We start from the raw sequence: 25,674 nt of genomic DNA, 5'->3' as shown, positions 1-25,674 counted from the left end.
GCGAAAAGTGCTATACGGATCTCGTGTTTCCTGTTGTTAGTGGGGATTTTTATCAAGCATCTGATCTAAATATAAATATTGATCTGAGTAACAAGAATGCTGGCAGTAAAATTAGCTATACAGTTCAAACAAGAAAAGGCGATTTTTAAATAACAGTCCTTTTTGTCCCAACCTTAGCGCTTGGGAAAATAATGTACAAGTATAAGAACTCTATTCTTAAGTACAACCCAAGGAGTTATTTGGGGCATGAAGGCGGAAAAGTTAACGGTGCAATCAAAGATACAATAATAACTAATGATGCCAGTGAATTCGCGTTATTTAATAATGGCATAGCCATGCTCTCAGATGAGACATATATCAATGAGCGCATTGGTCAGAAAAGAAAAGCTCAGTTAATCGTCAAAAACCCGCAGATCATTAATGGTGATCAAACATCCTATATGCTACAGTAGCACTTAAGCCTTCTGGTGTAAGTGCTTATCAATCAGTTATTGACGACAATATATCAATAATAATAAATAACTGGCGTGAGTTTATGAACTCATACCGAAATAAAGCACAGGAAATGAGAGTAAAGTTAGATAGAGAAACTGGCGAGAAAAAGCAAGTTGCATATACAAACCATAAAAAATGGTTCAATAGTGCCGAGTTTGCAGCAGACATCACTGAATTTTATAAGCCGCTACTCCCGAACCCCATTAGTATGAACGCAATCTATAATTGGCATAACAATGCCATAAACTCGGACCACAAAAAGCTTTGCTGCGCTATGCTTTTTGTGTCCGGTTATGGCTGGCGTTAGACTTGATGCCGTAAGAGACACTGGCGTATTATGCCCCACATGAAACCTGTGAACTGGAATGCTGAAAAGAACATCCGCCCTCATGGCAGAGCGAAGCGTGTCATTTGAAAAAGTGCTGTCCGCCTTGTCGCATGGAGGCCTCCTTGATGTACTCGACCATCCAAACACAGAGCAGTACCCGAACCAACGCATGTTCGTGGTGCGTATTCGTGGTTACATCTATTTGGAACCGTTTGTAGAGACCAACAGCGAGGTCTTTCTAAAAACGATTATTCCTAGTCGGAAAGCTACCCGCAAATATCTGGCAGAGGCCAATTGAAATGAATAATGAAAGCAAACTTGAGGAAGAAATTCTGGCTTCCTTCGAAAGAGGCGAATGGAGGTCTGTACTTAATCCCGAAAATGAAATTGCGCACTATGCATCAATAGCTTCTGCATCACTGGCTAAAGACAAGCGTGTTAATATCCGCATCTCTTCCCGCGACCTCGAAGATCTTCAGGCAAGAGCTGCCGAAGAAGGCTTGCCTTATCAGACTCTGATGGCTAGCGTGCTTCACAAATTTGTCACAGGGCGACTTGTAGAACCGTCGCCTCGTCTAACCTCACGAAACAACAAGTAACGCCCATAACAAGTGGCTTGTTAATGTACTGCTTGCTTGAGCGTTTACGCAAATATCCGGCACACGGGTTCGCTTGTGGCTTTTTCAGCTCGGCATTGGATTTAAAGGTTATTCCCTATCCCCAGTCTAGCGAATCATTCCAGCGGACTTGGCTGACGCTCGCCGCTGAATTCTACTTTAGAAACTTGAGGTTGCTTGCATACACACTCTTATGGCACTCAGCTACCGAATCGCTGTTATTTCAGGAGAAAACGCATGACCGCTACTGTTGAAGAGCTTGAGGCCGAGGCTTTAAGTTTGCCTAACGCTCAACGCGCTCGTCTTGTCGAAAAACTTATCACAAGCCTAGATTCCGAGCCTGCTATAGAAAATTCATGGGCTGAAGAAATTGAAAGGCGTCACGCTGAAGTCGAAAGCGGTGCCATAGCATTACTCCCTGGAGTGGAAACTCTGGATCGGCTCAGAATAGAGTTTCAATGAGGTATTTGCTTCACCCGGAGTCTGAGCAGGATATCCGATCTGCGGCAGAATAGTATAGAGAGCAGGCAGATACAGCACTTTCTCGGGCATTTTTCTCAGGTTTCCGGAATTATGTAGCAACTGCACAAGCCCTGTAACCGGCGAGCTGCCTACAATGTACCTGTATTCACTAACAAAACAGGTGCCACATGGCAGAATCCCATGTTATTTCCGGTCTGGTTGCCAAACGCTCCGAAATGGCCGGACTGATCCAGCATTATCAGGCCGAAATCAGTCGCATTTCCACCGATCTAAACCACATCGACGCCACCATCAAGCTGTTCTCGCCGGAATTCGATCTGCGCACGGTACGCGCCAAGGCGCACCGGGAGCGTAGCCATTCTTTTACGCACGGCGAACGCCCCCGGCTAATCCTGGATATTCTGCGCGAGAGTGTGGACGGCCTGACCAGCGGTGAAATAGCGGAAGCCATGCTCAGGCTTAAAGGAGTTGAGTCGAACGCAAACAGGATTGAGCAGTTTCAGCGGTGCGCCTTGAGCGCCTTGAACAAGCTGGAAGCTAAGGGATTGGTCGCGCCAAGCGAAACCGAAGGCGCGGCGCGTATCTGGAAAATAGCCTAAGCGGCCAGTCTTTCTTCCCGGCGCTTGTTACCTTGCCAATAGCCGCACCAATCATGGTGCGTGCGGGTTTTGGCACACTTGGCGGTAATGTCGCTGAAAATAGCGCCGTTGCTCCAGCGCCGGGTATCCTCGCGGTAGGCCGCTTCATTGGCGTAATTGGCTAGATACTGAGTTCCGAATTTGTGTACCTGCCCGATCCCTGCCCAGAGGTTCCCTAGGACACCCATATTGGTTACAGCTATGCTACCACCTGTTGGAGAGGGGCTTTCGGTCTTGCCTGACACGGGATGAAACTTGTCTGCCGGCTCGTCAGCGTTATATCGAACTCTACCCGGTACGTGCGATAATGCTTTGGCATCCGGCAGAATTTCGCAAAATTCTTCTATGCCCGGCATAAAAGCTTCTCCCGGAAAATCCGGATGTCCACGCAATAATTGCAAACCATAAAACAGAAACCTGCCTCTATTTTATCGAACCTACTTGGTTTTATCTCGTTATGTACAGAAATAAACATGTGAAAACGCTTAGTCTGCTGATTTTATCGGTAATCGTCGTGCTGACTATCACCATGCAGTCGGAGAGACACAACTTCTCTCCATTCGAGGCGGCATCAGCTGCCGATCTCGAGCAAAATTTCTCAGATGCACAGGAGATTCTCGCCACTCTTCTTTCGCCAAATCTGCAGGCGATGGACCCGCTGCCATCGCAAGCAGAACTGGATCGGCTCACTGGACAGCGTCTGGATGACTTTAAACGGATCGCGGCTGTTTTCAAAAAGCATCCAGAAGAATCTGTTCCTTTTCTAGCTTCTAAATTGACGCCTAACCTCCCTGACGCTGGCGATTCTGGCATTTGCGCGCTGCAATTGCTTTTTGAGATTAACACACCACCCTCATGGAAAGTGATTCAAGGGGCGCAGGCGCACGCTGATGAAATCGTTTCTCGCGTGGCGGAGCAGATGACCAAAGACAAGCAGGATGTTCTTTGGGGGTTTCACGCGGATAAGTAGGGGACAGACCAGAATGGCGCTTACTTAAGTTTTTATCGTATGCGCGTATTGTTTTACGTCGGGTTAAACCGGAACACCCATATTTTCAACTCGCCCACCGCCTCTGTCAAACTCTTTCCCACCATCATTTCAAGCTTGAAATTACGATGACCAGCCCCAGCTACACTCTGTTTCCCTGAAAAACACAAACAGGTCTGTGTGACGCGCTCGCATCGCGCTGAAGTACTTGAGCCCGGCTTTTGATCCTCACAATATCGCTGCCGCGGCCTGTTGATGCTTGTACACCCCGGCAGCGGCATCCTGATTTAGGTATTGATCCCGCTCCGGTTCGCTATCGCTACGCTTGACTTCATCTGCGCGAATGCGGCTGCGATAGCCATGGCTGCAAGCGGTCAATATTCAGGTGTCGGATCGGCATTGACCGGCGTCTTCCAGTTCGGTTGCGCTTTTCTGGTCAGCAGTCTGGTCGCAGCCGGACAGAACGGTACGTCTTTACCCGATGACTATTGCTGTTGCGGTTTCCGGCACGCTGGCTGACTTGATCTGGCTGATTTCAGCCTGCGGTAATTATGCACCGAACCGTAAAAAGAGGTAGTGCGAATCCATGAGGCCAGAGCGGATTTTTTACCCTTGCTGAGCACGACTTTATTACCTGGCTCCACTTGGTTTTCAATATGGCGATAAGGCTGCTGCGGGATGAAGGCCATTTTCCAGCTAGCCGTCAAGCCCTTCTTTCGTCCGTGTAACAAAATCATGCGGCCATGAAACGTCGCCATAAAGCACAACAGCGGATGTGCTTGTTCGTTCTTTAAATCTGCAAATATCGACGGAAACCGGACCGCCCTGGCATATATGTACTCCGATGCATCAAAAATTCATCGCCATGCTACGGGGTTTTCCGCAGCGTTTCGTCATAAGCATATACTGAAAAGTTTTAGCAACTCTTCAGCATGGCTGCTGAAGAGGTATCGGCAAATGGCTGCATCAAAAAACATGGACGCGTGCAGTTTTACCTTCATGCCTACGCTTCAGAGGAACATATGAAACTTGAAAGCACAATATGACCCGCCATTTCTGGGTATTGATACAGCGCTGGGACGGCCTCGCCACTGCAGAATTTTTGATCCTGGTCGGATTGACCGGCAGCCTGCTGGCGTTTCTACAGGAAATCAATCATGCGCTTACACCGCAGCTTTTTCCGGCAAATCAATCGACGCCGCTTAAGCCCGGCGAACTGGCGCTTGCCGTGCAGGATCTGCTGCCGCAAACCAGCGTCGGGGCGGTTGTGATCAACTCATCCGGATCGGCGTTGGTCGGTTTCATTCCCAAAATCGATCCGGCAACAGGAAAGCCTTATCAATTAGGCTTTAATCAATTCATTATCGACGCCGCAAGCGGCCGTGAACTCGGGCGGCGCACAGTGGGAGTCCTGCCGACCGGTATCGACAATCTGATGCCGTTCGTTTACTGGCTGCATATGAACCTGATGCTGGGTATCGTCGCACTGCTATGGACGCTCGATTGTTTCGTTGCGTTTTATCTGACTTTTCCAATCAGAAGAAAAAAGCCAGGCAGCGCTGAACCGGGCAACCCTCCTTGCATGGTCAAGGAGGCGGCACAGAAACAGCGGAATTTCTGGCAACGCTGGAAACCGGCCTGGCTGGTTAAATGGCGCTCATCCATTTACCGCGTCAACTTCGACCTGCATCGCGCCGGCGGGCTATGGCTGTGGCTGATACTGCTGATCTTCGCCTGGTCCAGCGTCGGCTTTAGTCTTCATGACCCGGTTTACCAGCCGGTCATGCGTACACTCTTCAATCTGCCGCCGGCAGACGCGCAGATCGCATCGCCCCCTCGAAACCGCACCTCGCCGATGGGCTGGCGCGAAGCCCAGACTACAGCCGGGCGCTTGATGCAGGAGCAGGCCAAAACACACGGATTTACGGTGGATACCGCCGTCGCCTTGTACCGCCGGGAAGGGCTGGGACGCTATCATTATAGAATCAAAAGCAGCCTCTACATCCGAGATAAAAATGGCGACACGGAGCTCGATTTCGATATGTATAGCGGACAACTATTAAGCATTCAATTACCTGCAACACAGTATTCCGGCTATACCGCGAGCGCGTGGCTGGAAGCGCTGCACGAAGCCGACGTGTTTGGCCTGCCCTACTGCGTGCGGGGTCTGGCCATCGTCATGCTCTCCGTTACCGGCATCATTATCTGGCTGCGCAAACGCAGAGCGCGCATTATTCACTCGAGAATCACAGCATGAAAGAAAATATCGTATGGCATCAGCCCATTATTTCCAGACAGCAGCGCGAACTGCAAAACGGTCATCGCAGCTTTATCCTTTGGTTTACCGGTTTGTCCGGCGCGGGCAAATCAACGCTGGCGCATCGCGTCGAGGAAATTCTATTTCAAAACGGCTGCCGGACTTACGTGCTCGACGGCGACAACGTCAGGCATGGACTCTGTTCCGATCTCGGCTTCAGCCCGGAACAGCGCAAGGAAAATATCCGCCGCATCGGCGAAACCGCAAAACTGTTCATGGATGCCGGCGTCATCGTGCTGACCGCGTTTATTTCTCCCTATCGGGCGGATCGTCAAATGGTGCGCGCGCTGGCTGCTGGCGAGTTTATTGAAATATTTTGCAACGCGCCGCTGCGCGTTTGCGAGCAGCGCGACGTCAAAGGACTGTATTTAAAAGCGAGACAAGGCGAAATCAAGGAATTTACCGGCATCTCGTCTGCTTATGAGGAACCGCAAAATCCCGAACTCATCATCATGACCGGTGAGGAGGATCTGAACGATTGCGCGGACCGGATTATCGCCTATCTGCACCAGCGCGGCGTATTGCCCAATATCGACTTTGTGATCTGAAAAGAACGGTAACTATTCAGCTACCATTGCCTGCTCCTGCAAAATTGTTTCAGCCGAAGGCTCGTGCGCGGCCAATTTAAAACCAGCGACCATGTAGCTGGTTCCACTGGCTGAATAATTACAAAGAATACATCCATATTGCCATTGAAAATTTTACTTCACTCGTACGGGTTCCGCCTTAACTTTTCGTCATAAGGATATAGCGAACAGCTATATTCGTTATCAACCCTTTTCAGGAAACGAGCGCGTTATGAGTATTTCCGGTTGTGCGTACGTATGGAGTCATCAATGATGACGACGGCAGTAACGGTTCCGCCCATTTTTATATTGTCATCCCCGCGTTCCGGCTCGACCTTGCTGCGCTGCATCGTCGATACCCATCCGGATATCTGCAGCCCGCCCCAGCTTGATCTGGGCGCACTGTGCGAGCGGCTGTTTCGTAGCGTTTATTATTCGCTCGGGCAGCTGACCGGTTCGGAATGTGAAAAGGAACGGGTTGCAATCGAGGAAACGCGGCTAGTCGTGAGTGGCCTGATGGCGCGTTACACGCTCGGCAAGGGTAAAAAACAGTGGTGCGAAAAGACCACGGAAAATACGAGTTACTTGCCGATCATCGAAAAAATTTTTCCAGACGCGCGCTATGTCTGTCTTTATCGGAACTGCCTGGATGTGGTGCATTCCTGCATACGCTTCAATCCGTTGGGATATATGCCGGAACTAGCGCCTTTTGTCGGCAGACGGCCCGACAACTTTGTCGCGGCAATGATGGAGGGGTGGCTGGAAACCAACCGCAAACAGCTCGATTTCGAAACCGAAAACCATACCCGCTGTTTTCGAGTACGTTACGAAACGCTGGTCGCCGATCCGAAAGCCGTGCTCCCGTACTTATTCGAATTTCTCGGCGCGGACTGGAATGACGCTTTACTGGAGGCGATCTTCACTACGCCCCACGATCGCGGCGAAGGCGATATCAAGGTATGGCTGTCAAAAGCGATTTCAAAAGATTCCGTCGGCAAGGGCAGTGCAATACCAAAATCCCGTTTACCGAAAGATCTCGTTCAAAAGGCCGATCAACTGCATGAAAAAATCGGCTACCCTCCGGTGATGAGCTACTACGCTTCCAGCAAAACGCTGAGCGATACTTCAGCCGTAAATTCCGACAATGGGACCGGCAATAAAAGGCAGATCGCCACTGAAGAAATTTCCGGCATCTTGACGCGTAAAAAAGACGAATTGGAATCGTTGCGCGGCGTCTGTAATCTGATTGTTCAAGGCGCAAACGGGGGCGAATGGCGATTGGATTTCTCCGGTGCATCGCCAACAATAGAAAGCGGTTGCGCCGGTAATGCGAATTGTACATTGACGATTTCCGGCTCTTCGATGGCCGATATTCTTGACGGAAAGATGACGGTTATTGACGCTTATGAACAGGGAGAGGTTGCTTCGTCCGGCGATTTGAGTTTGACAATACAGTTCGGAACGCTGCTTTTAGGCGGCCATGAAAAAAACGACCGCAGAAAACTTAAGAGAACAGAAGATGCAGACTAATCAAGACCCTGCCGAACAAAAAGCAAAGCTTTCAGCGGCTAAGCGGGCGTTACTGGAAAAACAGCTGCGAGGACGTCTGACGGCGGCGGCTGGCAGCGAAACCATAACGAAACGGCCTGTCGCTGACCCCGCGCTGTTGTCTTTCCCGCAGCAGCGCTTGTGGTTTCTCAGCCGAATGGACAGCGCAAATGTTGCTTATAACATTCCTACAGCCCTGCATCTTAGCGGTCAGTTGAATATCCCGTTGCTGACATTAACCGTCAATGAAATCGTACGCCGTCATGAAATTCTGCGAACCAAATTCGACCTGGCCGGAGATCAAGCCATTCAGATAATCCGGCCCGAGTTGCCGATTGAAATCGAAGTACAGGATTTAAGCGCCTTGCCTCCGCAGGAACAGGAGCCCGAAGTGCTGCGCCGTGCGCGCGAAGACGGCGCTTACCGCTTCGACTTACAAAACGGGCCACTGCTGCGCGTGAATCTGCTGGATTTGGGCAAGCAAGAATATGTATTGCTGTTCACCTTGCATCATATTGTATTCGACGGCTGGTCGGCCGCGGTTCTGTTCGAGGAGTTTGCGACGCTTTACCTCTCGTTTGCAGAAAATCGTTTGCCGGCGTTACCTCCCGTGCCAATCCAGTACGCGGATTATGCGTATTGGCAACGACAGCAGTTGCAAGGCGAACGGCTGGAAAAGCTGGTGGCGTATTGGCGTCGGCAACTGGCGGATGTTCCTGCGTTGCTGGAACTCCCGACCGACCGACCTCGCCCCCCGATACAGAGCGGGGCCGGCGCGGTTTATTCGTTCCGCGTCGATCGTTTGCTGGCTGAACGCCTCCGGGAAATCAGCCGCAAACAGGGTGCAACACTGTTTGTCACATTGGTTTCTGTGTTCAGCGTCCTGTTGCACCGCTATAGCGGGCAACAGGATTTTTGCATTGGCGCTTCCGTAGCTAACCGCAGCCGCCCTGAATTCGAGGCCTTGATCGGACTGTTTGCCAACATGCTGGTATTAAGGGCGGAGCTGGCTGAAAACCCCAGATTTACTGATTTTCTCAGGCGGATGAGAACCGTTTCATTGGAGGCTCAGGAATATCAGGACTTGCCGTTCGAGAAACTGGTCGAAGAGTTGAACCCGATGCGCGATCGCAGTTACAGCCCCTATTTTCAGGTCATATTTGTCATGCACAATATGCCTTCAGGTAAATGGGAAGTCCCCGGTTTACAGGTACGCTATCTGCCTATCGATTTCGGCAGCGCCAAATCCGATCTGACTTTTCATATTACCGAGGATAACGACGGATTCGATGCGGCTTTCGAATACAGTACCGATCTGTTCGAAAAAAACACCATCGAACGCATGGCTACTCACTTCGGAACGCTGCTGAAAACTATTGCGGCGCAGCCGGAAACGCGCGTCGGCGATTTGCCGTTATTGACGGAAAAAGAGTATCGCCAACTGAGCGACTGGAGCCACGGCGCTGCATTGTTGTCCTGCGATGATGGTATGCTGCACGAACGCTTTGAAGCCGTGGCGCTCGCGCAGCCGGAACAAATAGCGGTCATCTGCGGCGACCGCCAACTGAGCTATTGCGAATTAAACCGGCGCGCGGAACAATGGGCCCGGCTGTTGCGGTTGCAGGGAATCGTGCCGGAAATGCGCGTCGGGTTATGTGCGGAACGCTCGATTGAAGCTATCGTCGGCATGATTGCGATTCTCAAGGCCGGCGGCGCTTATGTGCCTCTCGATCCGTCCGCCCCCCCGGAAAGGCTCGACGCGTTGTTACGAGATTGCGCGGCTGGGTTGCTATTAACGCAAGCCCATTTGAAAGCGCGCTTACGGACTGAAATACCAACGCTTTGTCTGGATGACGCTGAAGCGGTAGAACTCCGGGTCAGCGGCGATGACCGCTCCTGCCCGCCGTATAGGCCGGTTTCGGCGCAGCAAGCCGCATATCTGATCTACACCTCTGGCTCTACCGGCAAACCCAAAGCGGTGCTGGTCAGCCATGCCAATGCAGCCGCATCCACCGCAGCCCGCCTCCGGGAGTATGGAGAACAGCCCGAAGGGTTTATGCTGCTTTCTTCGTTTGCGTTCGACAGCTCGGTAGCCGGGATATTCTGGACCCTCAGTCATGGCGGCCGTTTGTGTATCGCACAGGAAGGGAAGCATCAGGAGCCCAACTCCCTGGCCGCAGCTATTGAACGCGACCGCCCCAGTCATTTGCTATGTCTGCCGTCATTGTACGGACTGCTGCTCGAAAGCTGCAAAGCGGATCAGACAAACTCCTTGCGCTGTGTAATCGTTGCCGGCGAAACCTGCCCTACGACGCTGATAAAGCAGCACTATCAGCGTTTGCCTGGTACGATTTTGTACAACGAATACGGACCAACCGAAGCAACTGTTTGGTGCAGTGTTTATAAAACGCACCCGCAGGATGGAAACATCGACCGCGCGGTGTCGATCGGGGCGCCAATCGCGGGGTATCAGCTTTATATTCTCGATCCGCAGATGAATTTTGCACCGGTCGGCGTGCCGGGCGAGGTTTATATCGGCGGCGCCGGTGTGGCGCGTGGTTACCTGCAACGCCCTGGCCTGACGGCGGAAAAATTCGTTCCCAACCCTTATGAAGAATACGGCGCGCGGTTGTATCGTAGCGGCGATCTGGCGCGCCGACATGCTGACGGCATGATCGAGTTTTTAGGACGCGTGGACAATCAGGTAAAAATTCGCGGTTTCCGCATAGAGCCGGGTGAGATCGAAATGCGCTTGCTGCGCCATCCGCTGGTAAAGGAAACCGCTGTTCTGGTTCGAGAAGATCGTCCCGGAGATAAACGCATTGCTGCTTATATCGTACCCGCCGGCCAGACGCCTGCCGGAAGCAATATATCGGCATCCGAGACACTACGCGCGTATCTGAAGGAAACGCTGCCGGATTATATGATTCCCGCGTCTTTCGTCATCCTGGAGCAATTGCCGCTGATGACTAACGGCAAGCTGGATCGGAACGCGCTGCCGGTCCCGATAATCGAAGGACGATTTAGCGGGAGCGGCGCAGTTCCGCTAAACCCGGTTGAGGAGGCCGTTGCCGCCATCTGGAAGGAAATACTGGGAGCCGGGCATATCGATATTCACGACAATTTCTTCGACCTCGGAGGGCATTCCTTATCCGCGATTCAAGTTATCGTCCGTATCCAGGATCGCTTTGGCATCGAGATTTCCGTTGCGGAACTCTTCGACGCACCGACCATTTACACGTTATCCCAGATATTAATGCAGCAGCAGTCGGAGCCGGCCGACGAAGAAATGCTGGCGCTGCTGGCCGAACTGGAGCAATTACCGGACGGAGAAGCGCAACGTTTATTAAACGACCTGGCGATTTGAGAAATACAATGAAGGATACGACTTTATACCGGCTCGCGGATCATACCGCCGTCGAAGCACTGGTCAATCGCTGGGTTGCGTGGCCGCATACTTTCTCGCCCGCCCCCCATTGCCTGCACATGGCCAATTATCAGGTTAAAACCCTGGAATCCTATCTGCAAAATCCCGAGATCCATGTCAAATCCAGCCACAACCCGAAGTTGCTTGGCGGACCGTTTGTGGACGTTGCCGCAGAGCGTGCGCACGAAGTGGAAGCGCTACTGCATGACCTGCAGCATAACCATACCGGTGCATTGGAATTCGCGAAAACGCTGATCGAATTCCAGAACACGCTGGTCAATGAAGCCACCGGTCAGGGAATCAATGCCTTTTACAGCAAGATACCGGAATGCCTGGGTGGGTATGTCGAGCTGCTTTACGACTATTTTGAGCGGCCCCATGTCCGTTGCCTGGAAAGCGTGCTATACGCGAGCAGTTATTATCGAAAGGATTTGCAGTCGCTAACACTGTTTAGCCAGACGCACGACGATGCGCGCGCTTATTACATGAGTACGCCGAGATTGCCCCAGGCGGATAGCGTTGAGTGGCAGCTGCCTTTTGAAGATTCCCGTGTCGACGGTTTGTTCGAACTTGACGCACATGCCGAGCCGTTAGGCGCAATCCGTGAACTGCTGGGATTGCCCCCTAGCGAGGATTACCGGCTGCTGCCATTGCTGACGGAAGCGCCGGGGACGGCAAGGGAGCCCTGGTGCGGCAACACCCTACGCATACGTTATTTCGGACATGCCTGCGTATTGGTTGAATGCAATGGCGTTTCGATTCTGACCGATCCTTTCATACCGGTAATTCCCAGCGAAGGGGGAATCGAGCGTTACTCGTTCCAGGACTTACCCGCCCAGATCGACTTCGTGCTGATATCTCACGCGCATCATGATCATTTCGTGTTCGAGTCGTTGCTGCGGCTGCGGCATCGCATAGGCTGTGTGGTCGTTCCGAAAAGCTCAGGCATGTTTTACGGCGATGTTTCGTTGAAACTGATGGCGCAGAAAATCGGATTTCGTAACATATACGAGATCGACTCCCTGGATTCGATCTCCATTCCGGGCGGAGAAATTGTCGGCGCGCCTTTTTTCGGGGAGCACAGCGATCTTCCCCATGCAAAGAGCGCTTATATCGTACGTTTCGGTTCCGAGCAAATTTTGTTCGCAGCCGATTCCAATTGCCTGGACTACCGCGTGTACCAGCACCTCTGCAAAGCTCTCGGACCTGTTGGAACGGTATTTCTCGGCATGGAGTTCATGGGGGCTCCGTTGTCATGGGTTTACGGTCCGTTGCTCCCACAGCAGCCGCAGCACAAACACAATATGTCGCGCCGGTCGAACGGCAGCGACGCCAAGGCAGCCTCCACGCTGCTGTCTACAGTTGGCGCAGAACGCGTTTACGTTTATGCGATAGGACGCGAGCCTTGGTTGAAATACTTCATGGCGCTGACCCCGGAAGATGGGGACCCATATATCAAAGAGTCCGACAAAGTGCTGGATACGGCCAGAAACAGCGGATTCAGGGATGCGCAACGGCCTTACGGGAAGCTGGAATTCCATCTGAGCGTCTGAAAGAGCCTTATTTGAAGGTGATGCGCATAGGCGATTGCTCACGTACGGTGTTTCGATTTGAGCGATCTAGCGAAATCGTGGCGGCATAGTCGCCGCCTTCCGCGTATAAAAACTTCGCATCGGCTATACGGGTTCGTCCACACTGCTTCGTCATATAAGTAGATTAAGAACTTATATACAGTATCGAATTTTCAAACGAGGCAAGCAAGTGAAGAGTTTTTTCTATAGTGCGCATGAAGAAGGTTCTCTATGACGGCGCCGACGGCTACTCCGATTTTTATATTGTCTTTGCCACGCTCCGGCTCGACCTTGCTGCGTTGCATCATCGATACTCATCCGGATATCTGCAGCCCGCCTGAGCTGGGTTTGGGTGCGCTCTGCGACAGATTATTCCATAGCGCTTATTATTCTGTCGGACAACTGGCCGATACGGAAGAGGAAAGAAAACAACGCGCAGTCACAGAAACACGAACGACCGTTCGCAGCATAATGGATAGATATATGCTCGGCAAGGGAAAACGTCTGTGGTGCGAGAAAACAACGGAAAATATTGCTTACCTTCCTGTGCTGGAAAACGTATTTCCAAATGCGAAATACATCTGTTTGTACAGAAACTGCCTGGATGTGGTTCATTCCAGCATACGCTTTAACCCATTTGGATATATGCCTGAATTATCGTCTTACGTATCAAGAAAATCGAATAACTTTATTGCTGCAATAATGGAAAGCTGGCTGGATCGCAATATCAAGATGCTCGATTTCGAGGAGAAAAACAATACGCGCTGTTTTAGAGTTACCTACGAATCGCTCGTTGCCAGACCAGGTGAAATATTGCCAAAACTATTCGACTTTATCGGAGTAGGCTGGAGCGACTCATTGTTGGATGAGATATTTAAAATCCGCCATGATCAGGGAATGGGCGATTTTAAAGTGTGGCTATCAAAAGAGATTTCAACCGAGTCGGTGGGTAAAGGCAACTCGCTTCCCAGAAGATTTTTTCCAAACGACCTTGTTGAAAAAATTAATATTCTGCATGAGAGCATCGGTTACTCCACGCTAAACTCCAGTGGCCCGGTAATAAATCACTCTGAAAACCTTCCAGAAGATGCCGATAGCAAGGTAACTATCAACAAAAACCGCATTACCGTTCAGGGTGTTTATGACATGTTGTCAGGCATGCAGGGTGATTGCAGCGCCATGCAGGGTATTCTTAATTTTGTCATTTATGACATGGCCGGAGGCGAATGGACGCTGGACTTCTCGCAGAGTACGCCAAGAATAGAAGCGGGGCGAGCTGATAATGTGGATTGCACTGTAACGGTATCATGCGCATCGTTAAGTGGAATTATCAATGGAGAATCGACCATTATCGAAACTTATGAGCAGGGAGGTCTTACCGCAGAAGGCCGATTCGGCTTGGCGCTGCAGTTTGGAAAGCTTCTTCTGGGCGAAGATAAGCAAATATAAATTTTGCGTAATGAGACAGGAAAAGCCCGAAAAGACCGCTTTTTTGCAAGCAAGACACAATATATAGTTTATGGAAAAAGCTGAATTACTATATATATTGCCATTCTCAAAGTTGCAACGCCAAGCCGGCGCCTCGTGAACGCAGTGCGACTGTGCCGTCCGTGGAAGCGAGGGTAGCGTTGAATCGCTGTACAAATTGCATCACGCTCCATCCAGTCCTCCGACGCCGGCAGATCATTGGGAGCCAGGCTGGAAACGGGAGCCGTATGGGGTGCGGGAGCATCACGTACGATTCAGCGGGCGGCAGCGAGGAAAGCGCGCCCTTGGTCGGCTCACCAAATCGGAATTCAACCTGACAGTCTGAAAAAGAGCAAACAATGAACAATTTGGCTACACGTCTGGCGAATCTGCCGAGCGACAAACGCGATTTATTGCTCAGAACGCTCAGAAAAGAACATCATGCTCCAGCTCTGCATATCGCCAGACATCGTATGCAACAGGCTGTGCCGCTCTCCTTCGCGCAGGAACGGTTGTGGTTTTTGAACCAGTTCGAGCCGGACAATACCTTTTACAATATTATCACTGCATTGAAACTGTCCGGAGTGCTGGATCATGCCGCGTTAGTGCGCGCTTTCGAAGAAGTTATCCGGCGTCACGAGGTATTGCGCACCTGCTTCCCGGCTTCGGACGGAGCGCCGCATCAGCAGGTGACGGCCTTGGGCGATTTTCAGGTGCGGCACTTCGATTTGAGCAGCTTGCCGCCATCGCTGCGGGAAGAAGAAGTTCGCCGTCATATCGGTGAGGAAGAGAGCCAGCCGTTCGATCTTGCTGCCGGGCCGCTGATCCGGATACGTCTACTTCGCCTGGGCGGCGGCGTGCGCCCGGAAGACAGCGAACATGTACTGGTATTGACCATGCATCATATCGTTTTCGACGGCTGGTCGATCGGTATTCTGGTTAACGAGTTTACCGCCTTGTACGAAGCATTTCTGACAGGCCGACCATCTCCGTTGCCGGAGTTGCCGATTCAGTATGCCGACTATGCGGTCTGGCAGCGTCAACTGCTGCAAGGCGCTACACTGGAAAAACACCTGGATTACTGGCGTGCGCTGCTGGATGGGGCTCCTCCGTTGCTGGAACTCCCCACCGATCACCCGCGGCCGCCGGTACAGAGTTTTCGCGGAGCCAATTATCACTTTAAATTATCCAGAACGGTTACCGGACGCATACTGGAGATAGGCCAGCGCAACGGCAGCACTTTGTTCATGACCTTGCTGGCCGCGTTTCAGCTGCTGCTGGCGCGTTATAGCGGTCAATCGGATATCAGTGTCGGTACCCCGGTAGCGAACCGTATCCGCACCGAGGTCGAAGGGCTGATCGGTTTTTTCGTCAACACGCTGGTGCTGCGCACCGACCTATCCGGCGACCCGACTTTTACCGAATTGCTGGCGCGCGTTCGCAAAGTCTGTCTGGGCGCGCAGGCGCATCAGGACCTTCCGTTCGAAAAGCTGGTGGAAGAGCTGCGCCCGCCGCGCGATATGAGCTACAGCCCTTTATTCCAGGCGATGCTGGTGTTGCAAAATGCGCCGGTGTCGGAACTGAAAGTCGCAAATGTGCAACTCAGTTCTCTGAACGCCGATACGGCAACTGCAAAATTCGATTTGCAGTTGTTTGTAAAGGAAGGCGACAAAGCGCTCGATTGCATTACCGAACAGGATGGCGGGTTGGATGCGGTTATCGAATACGCCACCGACCTGTACGAAGAATCGACCATAGCGCGGCTGGCGGAACATTACCAGATATTGCTGGCCGGCATCGCGGCGCGCCCCGAAGCGCGCCTGAGCGAACTGCCCATGCTCCCCGAAGCCGAACGCCGCCGTCTGCTCGTCGAATGGAACGCCACGCATAACAACTGCGCGGACGCCTGTCTTCACCGCCTGTTCGAAACGCAGGCCGAGCAGACGCCCGACGCCCTCGCACTGAGATTTGAACAGCAGACGCTCACCTACCGGGAACTCGACTCGCGCGCCAATCAGCTTGCCCGCTTTTTGCAGCGGCAGGGCGTCGCTCCCGGCGACATCGTCGGGCTGTGCGTCGAGCGTTCGCTCGAAATGGTCGTCGCCGTGCTGGGCGTCCTCAAGGCCGGCTGCGCCTATCTGCCTTTGGAACCGGACTACCCCCAGGAACGGCTGCGCAGCATGCTCGACGACGCCGAACCGGCGCTGCTGCTTACCTTCGCACGGCTGGACAATTCCCTGCCCGGCCGTCGGCCGCGCATTTTTCTGGATCGCGACTGGCCGCGCATTGCCGCCGAAAGCGCGGCCTGCCCCGCAGGACAAACCGGACCGGGCAGCCTCGCCTATGTGATCTACACCTCCGGCTCGACCGGCGTTCCGAAAGGCGTCGCTGTGACCCACGGCGGCATTGCCGGCTATACGCGCAGCATCATCGAACGAATCCAGGCCGCCCCAGGATTGCAATACGCTCTGGTTTCCACCTTCGCCGCCGATCTGGGCAATACCGTTTTATTTCCTGCGCTGGCTTCGGGCGGATGCCTGCACCTGATCGGCCGCGACGCGGCCACCGACGGACGCTTGCTGGCCGACTATGTCGAACGCCACCCGATTGACGTGCTGAAGATCGTACCGGCCCATCTGGCCGGGCTGCTGGACTCATCCGGACACGGCAACATCGCGCCGCGCCGCGCCCTGATCTGCGGCGGCGACGTCCTTCCCGGCGCCCTGGTCGAACGCATTGCGGCCTGCCGGCCCGAATGCCGTATTCTTAATCACTACGGCCCTACCGAAACAACCGTGGGCTCGCTGATATACGCCATTACCCCGGAGACGCAAAACATCGCGGCGCAAACGGCGATGCCGGTCGGCCGCCCGATAGCTAATACCCGGGTCTATATTCTCGACGATAGCCTCGAACCGGCGCCCACGGGCGCGGCCGGCGAGCTTTATATCGGCGGGAACGGACTGGCGCAAGGCTACCTGAAGCGGCCCGACCTGACCGCGGAACGCTTCATTCCCGATCCGTTCGGGACCGGGGAACGCCTCTATCGCACCGGCGACCGGGTACGTTACCGGCCTGACGGCAACATCGAATATCTGGGACGCATCGACCAGCAGGTCAAGATCCGCGGCTACCGTATCGAACCGGGTGAAATTCGAACCCGGCTGCTGCAGTACCCCCACGTCAACGATGCGGCGGTGCTGGCGCGCGAAGACCGTAGCGGCGGCAAGCGGCTGGTCGCCTATCTGACCGGTCCGGAAGCGGCGCTGGAAACCGATGCCCTGCGGCGTTATCTTTCGGGCGTATTGCCCGATTACATGGTGCCTTCGGCGTTCGTCAGGCTGGAGGCGCTGCCGTTGACCGCCAACGGCAAGCTGGATCACAGGGCGCTGCCCGACCCGGATTTCGGTGCGCATTTGGCCGGACGGTATGTCGCGCCGCGCAACGAGACCGAACGGCGGCTTGCCGCCATTTGGGCCGAGGTGCTTGATGTCGAGCGCGTCGGCGTCCACGACAACTTCTTCGAGCTCGGCGGACATTCGCTGATGGCGATCACTTTGATTGAACGCATGCGCCAAAAGGAGTTGCCGGTAGGGGTACGCGCGCTTTTCAGCACGCCGACTATCGCGGAACTGGCTGCAAATGCGATAAACGGCGAGCCGGTGATTGACGTGCCGCCCAACAGGATTCCGGCACAATGCGACGCCATTACGCCGGAGATGCTGCCGTTGATCGCTCTTGGTCAGGCCGAGATCGGACGCATCGTCGAGCAGGTGCCGGGAGGCGCGGCCAACGTACAGGATATCTATCCGCTGGCCCCTCTGCAGGAAGGGCTCCTGTTTCATCACCTTATGAACAGCGATGGCGATGCCTATTTGCATTCTGCGCTGCTGATATTCGATACGCTCGAACGCCAGGATAGTTTCCTGCGAGCCTTGCAGTCGGTCATCGACCGGCATGACATCCTGCGCACAGCGGTAATCTGGGAAGGATTGCCGGAACCAGCGCAAGTGGTGTGGAGACATGCGCCCTTACCCATAGAGGACGTTAGGTTTGAGCCAGGACAGGATGCAGCAGAACAATTACAGACTCGATTCGATCCTCAACGCTTCCGGCTCGATCTGCGCAAAGCTCCGCTGCTTCGCGGCGTTCGCGCCTACGACACGACACGCGACCGCTGGTTACTGCTTTTATTATTTCATCATTTGGCGGTTGATCACATAACCCTTGAGATTTTGCTGGGAGAATTACAAGCGCATTTACAGGGTCAAGGCGAGAGGCTGTCTGCGCCGCTGCCGTTTCGTAGTTTTGTCGCGCAGGCTCGTTTAGGCTTAAGTGTAGAGGAGCATGAAAACTTTTTCCGGAAAATGCTCAGTGACGTGGAAGAGCCGACCGCGCCGTACGGCTTGCTTGATGTGCGAGGCAATGGCGCAGCCATTAAGGAAGCAAGTCTGCTATTGGATATGGAGCTGGCTGTACGTCTGCGAAACTGCGCCCGGGTATTGGGCGTCAATGTTGCGTGCATTTGTCATCTGGCCTGGGCCCAGGTGCTGGCGCGCATTACCGGGCGAGAAGATGTGGTATTCGGCACGGTTCTATTTGGGCGTATGCAGGGCTATGAAGGCGCAGATAGGGCACTGGGTATGTTCATTAACACCCTGCCGCTGCGCGTTAATCTGTCGACGGATACCATTGCTGAGGCAATACGGCGCACGCATGCGAATCTGGCGGAGTTACTGCGGCACGAACATGCTTCGCTGGCGCTGGCGCAACGCTGCAGCGGAGTACCCGCGCCAATGCCGTTGTTTTCAGCCTTGCTGAACTATCGCCACTCATCCCAAGACACCCCTGATGTCTCGGCAACCGTAAAAGTTGGAGAAGGAATAGAAATACTGCAAGGCGAGGTGCGCACCAATTATCCGTTCTATCTGGCTGTGGACGATTTAGGGAACAGACTCCGGCTGACCGTAAAGGCGCAAACGCCGGCCGAGCCCCGGCAGGTCTGTGAATATATGCATATAACGCTGAGCTCTCTGATAGAAGCAGCGGAGATGGCGTCGGAAACGGCAGTTCGTTCCCTGGAGATACTGCCCGAACCTGAACGCCGCCGTCTGCTCGTCGAATGGAACGCCACGCACAACGACTGCGCGGATGCCTGTCTTCACCGCCTGTTCGAAACGCAGGCCGAGCAGACGCCCGACGCCCTCGCACTGAGATTTGAACAGCAGACGCTCACCTACCGGGAACTCGACTCGCGCGCCAATCAGCTTGCCCGCTTTTTGCAGCGGCAGGGCGTCGCTCCCGGCGACATCGTCGGGCTGTGCGTCGAGCGTTCGCTCGAAATGGTCGTCGCCGTGCTGGGCGTCCTCAAGGCCGGCTGCGCCTATCTGCCTTTGGAACCGGACTACCCCCAGGAACGGCTGCGCAGCATGCTCGACGACGCCGAACCGGCGCTGCTGCTTACCTTCGCACGGCTGGACAATTCCCTGCCCGGCCATCGGCCGCGCATTTTTCTGGATCGCGACTGGCCGCGCATTGCCGCCGAAAGCGCGGCCTGCCCCGCAGGACAAACCGGACCGGGCAGCCTCGCCTATGTGATCTACACCTCCGGCTCGACCGGCGTTCCGAAAGGCGTCGCTGTGACCCACGGCGGCATTGCCGGCTATACGCGCAGCATCATCGAACGAATCCAGGCCGCCCCAGGATTGCAATACGCTCTGGTTTCCACCTTCGCCGCCGATCTGGGCAATACCGTTTTATTTCCTGCGCTGGCTTCGGGCGGATGCCTGCACCTGATCGGCCGCGACGCGGCCACCGACGGACGCTTGCTGGCCGACTATGTCGAACGCCACCCGATTGACGTGCTGAAGATCGTACCGGCCCATCTGGCCGGGCTGCTGGACTCATCCGGACACGGCAACATCGCGCCGCGCCGCGCCCTGATCTGCGGCGGCGACGTCCTTCCCGGCGCCCTGGTCGAACGCATTGCGGCCTGCCGGCCCGAATGCCGTATTCTTAATCACTACGGCCCTACCGAAACAACCGTGGGCTCGCTGATATACGCCATTACCCCGGAGACGCAAAACATCGCGGCGCAGACGGCGATGCCGGTCGGCCGCCCGATAGCTAATACCCGGGTCTATATTCTCGACGATAGCCTCGAACCGGCGCCCACGGGCGCGGCCGGCGAGCTTTATATCGGCGGGAACGGACTGGCGCAAGGCTACCTGAAGCGGCCCGACCTGACCGCGGAACGCTTCATTCCCGATCCGTTCGGGACCGGGGAACGCCTCTATCGCACCGGCGACCGGGTACGTTACCGGCCTGACGGCAACATCGAATATCTGGGACGCATCGACCAGCAGGTCAAGATCCGCGGCTACCGTATCGAACCGGGTGAAATTCGAACCCGGCTGCTGCAGTACCCCCACGTCAACGATGCGGCGGTGCTGGCGCGCGAAGACCGTAGCGGCGGCAAGCGGCTGGTCGCCTATCTGACCGGTCCGGAAGCGGCGCTGGAAACCGATGCCCTGCGGCGTTATCTTTCGGGCGTATTGCCCGATTACATGGTGCCTTCGGCGTTCGTCAGGCTGGAGGCGCTGCCGTTGACCGCCAACGGCAAGCTGGATCACAGGGCGCTGCCCGACCCGGATTTCGGTGCGCATTTGGCCGGACGGTATGTCGCGCCGCGCAACGAGACCGAACGGCGGCTTGCCGCCATTTGGGCCGAGGTGCTTGATGTCGAGCGCGTCGGCGTCCACGACAACTTCTTCGAGCTCGGCGGACATTCGCTGATGGTTACCCAATTAGCCTCGCGCCTGCGGAGCGGGTTCGATATGGAGTTGCCGCTACGAACCTTGTTTGAAGCGGCAACAGTTGCCGACCTGGGCGCATTGATAGATCTCGCAGGCTTGACGCGCGACAGCGCCATGCACGCTCTTAGCTCCTCGTTGATGGAAATGGAAGAGGGTGAGTTGTGATGCTGCACGAATTTATCAATGAACTGCATCGGCGTGAAATCTATATCCATACCCAGGACGGACGCCTGCATTACCGAGCGCCGCCCGGCGCATTGACCCCGGAGATACGTTCGACTCTGCAAACGCGCAAGGAAGAAATACTGGGGCTGCTATTGCGCATGTCTCCGGATGAACAAACGGATGTTCCGCCTATCCGGCCGGTACCACGCAATGCCGCGTTGCCTTTGTCCTATGCCCAGCAGCGGCTCTGGCTCCTGAACCGGTTCGAACTCGGTGGCGTGGCGTATAACATAGCCGGCGCATTGTACCTGCAAGGTGAGCTTGATACGGTTGCTTTGGAGCGAAGTCTGAATGAAGTCGTGCGCCGGCATGAAAGCCTGCGCACCTGTTTCGGCGCACAAGACGGACAGCCGATACAAATAATCAACCCGCCATCGCCGCTGGCCATTACTCATACAGACTTGAAACAATGGGATAGAACCAGGCAGTGCGCCGAAGTACAGCGTCTGGCTCAAGAGGAAGCGCAACGGCCGTTCGACCTTTCGACAGGGCCATTGATAAGGGTTGCTCTGCTGGCGCTTGGAGAAACGCAGGAAGAAGCGGATCCCATTCATGTATTGTTATTTACAATGCATCATATTGTGTCGGACGGCTGGTCGGCCAGTATATTGATACGCGAATTTGCAACGCACTATCAGGCTTACCAGGCAGGAATGCAACCCTCCCTGGCGGAATTGCCGGTTCAATACGCCGATTATGCGATTTGGCAGCGCACCGTGCTGCAGGGCGCAACCCTGGAAAAGCACCTGGCCTACTGGCGCACGCAACTGGGCGGCGCCGCGCCGCTGCTGGAATTGCCGACCGATCGTCAGCGTCCCGCCGAAAAGGGTTTTCGTGGCGCCAGCTATCCTTTCACTGTGTCCCTGGCTGTTACAGGACCACTGCTGGAATCAGGCAGGAGGAACGGCGCAACGTTGTTCATGACCTTGCTGGCAGCGTTTCAGCTACTGCTTTCACGTCACAGCGGTCAAAAGGATATCTGCGTCGGCAGCCCGATTGCCAACCGTAATCGAATCGAAATAGAAAACCTGATAGGTTTCTTTGTCAATACGCTGGTATACCGCTCCGATCTGTCCGGCAACCCGGTTTTCACCGAACTGCTGGCGCGCGTACGCAGCGTCTGCCTGGACGCTCAGGAACACCAGGATTTGCCGTTCGAAAAGCTGGTAGAAGAACTGCATCCCGTGCGCGACACGCGATACAGTCCTTTGTTTCAGGCCATGCTGGTGCTCCAGAACACGCCGGAAAGTAAACTGCATATTGCAGGCCTGCATGTCAGCGCGCTGAAAACGAGCACTCAATCGGCGAAATTTGATCTGACTTTCAGCCTAAACGAAACCCCGAACGGTCTGGATGGATTGATCACGTACGCCACCGACCTGTACGAAGAATCGACCATAGCGCGGCTGGCGGAACATTACCAGATATTGCTGGCCGGCATCGCGGCGCGCCCCGAAGCGCGCCTGAGCGAACTGCCCATGCTCCCCGAAGCCGAACGCCGCCGTCTGCTCGTCGAATGGAACGCCACGCATAACAACTGCGCGGACGCCTGTCTTCACCGCCTGTTCGAAACGCAGGCCGAGCAGACGCCCGACGCCCTCGCACTGAGATTTGAACAGCAGACGCTCACCTACCGGGAACTCGACTCGCGCGCCAATCAGCTTGCCCGCTTTTTGCAGCGGCAGGGCGTCGCTCCCGGCGACATCGTCGGGCTGTGCGTCGAGCGTTCGCTCGAAATGGTCGTCGCCGTGCTGGGCGTCCTCAAGGCCGGCTGCGCCTATCTGCCTTTGGAACCGGACTACCCCCAGGAACGGCTGCGCAGCATGCTCGACGACGCCGAACCGGCGCTGCTGCTTACCTTCGCACGGCTGGACAATTCCCTGCCCGGCCATCGGCCGCGCATTTTTCTGGATCGCGACTGGCCGCGCATTGCCGCCGAAAGCGCGGCCTGCCCCGCAGGACAAACCGGACCGGGCAGCCTCGCCTATGTGATCTACACCTCCGGCTCGACCGGCGTTCCGAAAGGCGTCGCTGTGACCCACGGCGGCATTGCCGGCTATACGCGCAGCATCATCGAACGAATCCAGGCCGCCCCAGGATTGCAATACGCTCTGGTTTCCACCTTCGCCGCCGATCTGGGCAATACCGTTTTATTTCCTGCGCTGGCTTCGGGCGGATGCCTGCACCTGATCGGCCGCGACGCGGCCACCGACGGACACTTGCTGGCCGACTATGTCGAACGCCACCCGATTGACGTGCTGAAGATCGTACCGGCCCATCTGGCCGGGCTGCTGGACTCATCCGGACACGGCAACATCGCGCCGCGCCGCGCCCTGATCTGCGGCGGCGACGTCCTTCCCGGCGCCCTGGTCGAACGCATTGCGGCCTGCCGGCCCGAATGCCGTATTCTTAATCACTACGGCCCTACCGAAACAACCGTGGGCTCGCTGATATACGCCATTACCCCGGAGACGCAAAACATCGCGGCGCAGACGGCGATGCCGGTCGGCCGCCCGATAGCTAATACCCGGGTCTATATTCTCGACGATAGCCTCGAACCGGCGCCCACGGGCGCGGCCGGCGAGCTTTATATCGGCGGGAACGGACTGGCGCAAGGCTACCTGAAGCGGCCCGACCTGACCGCGGAACGCTTCATTCCCGATCCGTTCGGGACCGGGGAACGCCTCTATCGCACCGGCGACCGGGTACGTTACCGGCCTGACGGCAACATCGAATATCTGGGACGCATCGACCAGCAGGTCAAGATCCGCGGCTACCGTATCGAACCGGGTGAAATTCGAACCCGGCTGCTGCAGTACCCCCACGTCAACGATGCGGCGGTGCTGGCGCGCGAAGACCGTAGCGGCGGCAAGCGGCTGGTCGCCTATCTGACCGGTCCGGAAGCGGCGCTGGAAACCGATGCCCTGCGGCGTTATCTTTCGGGCGTATTGCCCGATTACATGGTGCCTTCGGCGTTCGTCAGGCTGGAGGCGCTGCCGTTGACCGCCAACGGCAAGCTGGATCACAGGGCGCTGCCCGACCCGGATTTCGGTGCGCATTTGGCCGGACGGTATGTCGCGCCGCGCAACGAGACCGAACGGCGGCTTGCCGCCATTTGGGCCGAGGTGCTTGATGTCGAGCGCGTCGGCGTCCACGACAACTTCTTCGAGCTCGGCGGACATTCGCTGATGGCTTACCGGTTGCTGGAACGTATCAGGAATACCCTGTGCAGCGACTTGCCATACAGCTCCATTTTCCAGTCTCCTACCATGGAAAAACTGGCGAAGCACATCGCGCAACGTCATGACGCGGCAACCGAGTCAACCGTTGTTTTACTGAACAAAGGCCCGAACAGCGCTGTGCCGCTCTATTGCTTTCATCCTTCGGGCGGGCTTGTGTATCCCTACCAATCGCTCGCCGACGCGTTACATCCGCAACGTAGCGTTTATGGCATTCAATCACGCTATTTCTTTGGAAAAAACCAGGAAGATCCATCCATTGCCGGCCTGGCTGATGAATATGCGCGCGTGATCCGCAGCCATTCTTCCGGCCCTTATCTGTTATTGGGCTGGTCGATGGGGGGGCTGCTTGCACTGGCTGTCGCCGAGCGACTGGAACGGGAGTCTGCGGAATCCGTAGCCTTTACCGGATTGATAGACACGCGTTTGCGCGCATCAACGGATACGGCGCAAGAACGCCCCAGCCTGGACGTCCTGGCAAGGGCTTTGGATATTTTCGACAAGGCGGAATCGCTGGCCTTTGCCAATTTAACGCTTATCGAACGCCAGGAGTTGGAGCGGATATGGACCGAATCGCCCGAAATCGAAGGGTTCAGACACATCGCGGAGTGGGGAAAAAGCCGCGGTTACTGGTTGCGGGATCTGCCAATAGAGCCCTTGGTGGCGGAATATACCGAAGGAAAGAAAGGCAGGGTTATGTCCTCCAACTTCGTCCCGCCGCTCATAAACGCGCCGATCCATATCTGGTGGGCGCAAGCGGCACTGGATGATCAGGGTCGCGTGCCGGTCGATTGGGGACGGTACAGCCGCAACGGTGCGCGCGCCGTAATCGTCGAGGATTGCGATCATATCGGCATAATCAAGGCTGACGCCATGCATCGCTCGCTTCGGCAAGCGCTTGATTCAGTCGCAGCCAGGGTCGGCAATAATGGCCTGGAGGTGTATTAATC

At 55.2% G+C, this 25,674-nt stretch carries 16 protein-coding genes; 15 read left to right on the top strand and 1 reads right to left on the bottom strand.

Going from position 1 to position 25,674, the window contains the following annotated elements:
• Window positions 1-191: 191 nt before the first annotated feature.
• From F6R98_RS22285 to F6R98_RS19775, 5 genes are all read left to right on the top strand, one after another.
• On the top strand, window positions 192-452 hold the full coding sequence (locus F6R98_RS22285) for an AIPR family protein (RefSeq protein WP_228124984.1): 261 nt from the start codon (window positions 192-194) through the stop codon (window positions 450-452).
• A gap of 408 nt (window positions 453-860) precedes the next feature.
• Window positions 861-1,121 carry a toxin gene (locus tag F6R98_RS19790; protein ID WP_228124983.1) on the top strand — a complete coding sequence of 87 codons (261 nt, stop codon included), beginning with the start codon at window positions 861-863 and terminating at the stop codon, window positions 1,119-1,121.
• 1 nt (window position 1,122) lies between these two features.
• Window positions 1,123-1,422 (top strand): hypothetical protein, encoded by a 300-nt coding sequence (locus tag F6R98_RS19785; protein ID WP_153250544.1) that lies wholly within the window; start codon window positions 1,123-1,125, stop codon window positions 1,420-1,422.
• Between the two features lie 255 nt (window positions 1,423-1,677).
• Window positions 1,678-1,902: an addiction module protein gene (locus F6R98_RS19780; protein WP_153250543.1), complete on the top strand. Its 225-nt coding sequence runs from the start codon at window positions 1,678-1,680 to the stop codon at window positions 1,900-1,902.
• Window positions 1,903-2,090: 188 nt separating this feature from the next.
• Window positions 2,091-2,522 (top strand): hypothetical protein, encoded by a 432-nt coding sequence (locus F6R98_RS19775; RefSeq protein ID WP_153250542.1) that lies wholly within the window; start codon window positions 2,091-2,093, stop codon window positions 2,520-2,522.
• Here the strand turns inward: F6R98_RS19775 and F6R98_RS22280 are convergent.
• Window positions 2,519-2,917, bottom strand: coding sequence for a transposase (locus tag F6R98_RS22280; RefSeq protein ID WP_228124982.1), 399 nt, complete (start codon window positions 2,915-2,917; stop codon window positions 2,519-2,521). The genes F6R98_RS19775 and F6R98_RS22280 overlap by 4 nt on opposite strands.
• 119 nt (window positions 2,918-3,036) lie before the next feature.
• On the opposite strand from F6R98_RS22280, the gene F6R98_RS19765 reads away from it, so the two are divergent.
• The 10 genes from F6R98_RS19765 to F6R98_RS19720 all read left to right on the top strand — a co-directional run bounded on the left by F6R98_RS19765 (window position 3,037) and on the right by F6R98_RS19720 (window position 25,672).
• On the top strand, window positions 3,037-3,531 hold the full coding sequence (locus F6R98_RS19765; RefSeq protein ID WP_153250541.1) for a hypothetical protein: 495 nt from the start codon (window positions 3,037-3,039) through the stop codon (window positions 3,529-3,531).
• 378 nt (window positions 3,532-3,909) lie between these two features.
• Window positions 3,910-4,068: a hypothetical protein gene (locus F6R98_RS19760; protein WP_194270037.1), complete on the top strand. Its 159-nt coding sequence runs from the start codon at window positions 3,910-3,912 to the stop codon at window positions 4,066-4,068.
• A 523-nt stretch (window positions 4,069-4,591) separates the two neighbouring features.
• Window positions 4,592-5,806: a PepSY-associated TM helix domain-containing protein gene (locus tag F6R98_RS19755; protein WP_153250539.1), complete on the top strand. Its 1,215-nt coding sequence runs from the start codon at window positions 4,592-4,594 to the stop codon at window positions 5,804-5,806.
• Window positions 5,803-6,414 (top strand): adenylyl-sulfate kinase, encoded by a 612-nt coding sequence (gene cysC / locus F6R98_RS19750; RefSeq protein ID WP_153250538.1) that lies wholly within the window; start codon window positions 5,803-5,805, stop codon window positions 6,412-6,414. Before F6R98_RS19755 ends, cysC begins: the two co-directional genes overlap by 4 nt.
• Before the next feature lie 288 nt (window positions 6,415-6,702).
• Window positions 6,703-7,962 (top strand): sulfotransferase, encoded by a 1,260-nt coding sequence (locus F6R98_RS19745; RefSeq protein WP_194270036.1) that lies wholly within the window; start codon window positions 6,703-6,705, stop codon window positions 7,960-7,962.
• Entirely contained in the window at window positions 7,952-11,347 is a 3,396-nt protein-coding gene (locus F6R98_RS19740; RefSeq protein ID WP_194270035.1) for a non-ribosomal peptide synthetase, read from the top strand. The genes F6R98_RS19745 and F6R98_RS19740 overlap by 11 nt, the downstream gene beginning before the upstream one ends.
• A gap of 8 nt (window positions 11,348-11,355) precedes the next feature.
• Window positions 11,356-12,960, top strand: coding sequence for an MBL fold metallo-hydrolase (locus F6R98_RS19735; protein ID WP_153250535.1), 1,605 nt, complete (start codon window positions 11,356-11,358; stop codon window positions 12,958-12,960).
• Window positions 12,961-13,209: 249 nt separating this feature from the next.
• Window positions 13,210-14,427, top strand: a complete 1,218-nt coding sequence (locus F6R98_RS19730; protein ID WP_153250534.1) for a sulfotransferase — start codon at window positions 13,210-13,212, stop codon at window positions 14,425-14,427.
• A gap of 377 nt (window positions 14,428-14,804) precedes the next feature.
• A complete protein-coding gene (locus F6R98_RS19725; protein WP_153250533.1) occupies window positions 14,805-21,425 on the top strand; it encodes a non-ribosomal peptide synthetase in 6,621 nt (2,206 codons plus the stop codon).
• Entirely contained in the window at window positions 21,425-25,672 is a 4,248-nt protein-coding gene (locus F6R98_RS19720; protein WP_153250532.1) for a non-ribosomal peptide synthetase, read from the top strand. Before F6R98_RS19725 ends, F6R98_RS19720 begins: the two co-directional genes overlap by 1 nt.
• Window positions 25,673-25,674: the final 2 nt, after the last annotated feature.

Source organism: Candidatus Methylospira mobilis, from assembly GCF_009498235.1.
In the GTDB taxonomy this organism is placed as follows: Bacteria; Pseudomonadota; Gammaproteobacteria; order Methylococcales; family Methylococcaceae; genus Methylospira; species Methylospira mobilis.
The sequence above is the reverse complement of the archived record's forward strand: the minus strand, read 5'-3'. Positions and strand labels throughout refer to the sequence as shown.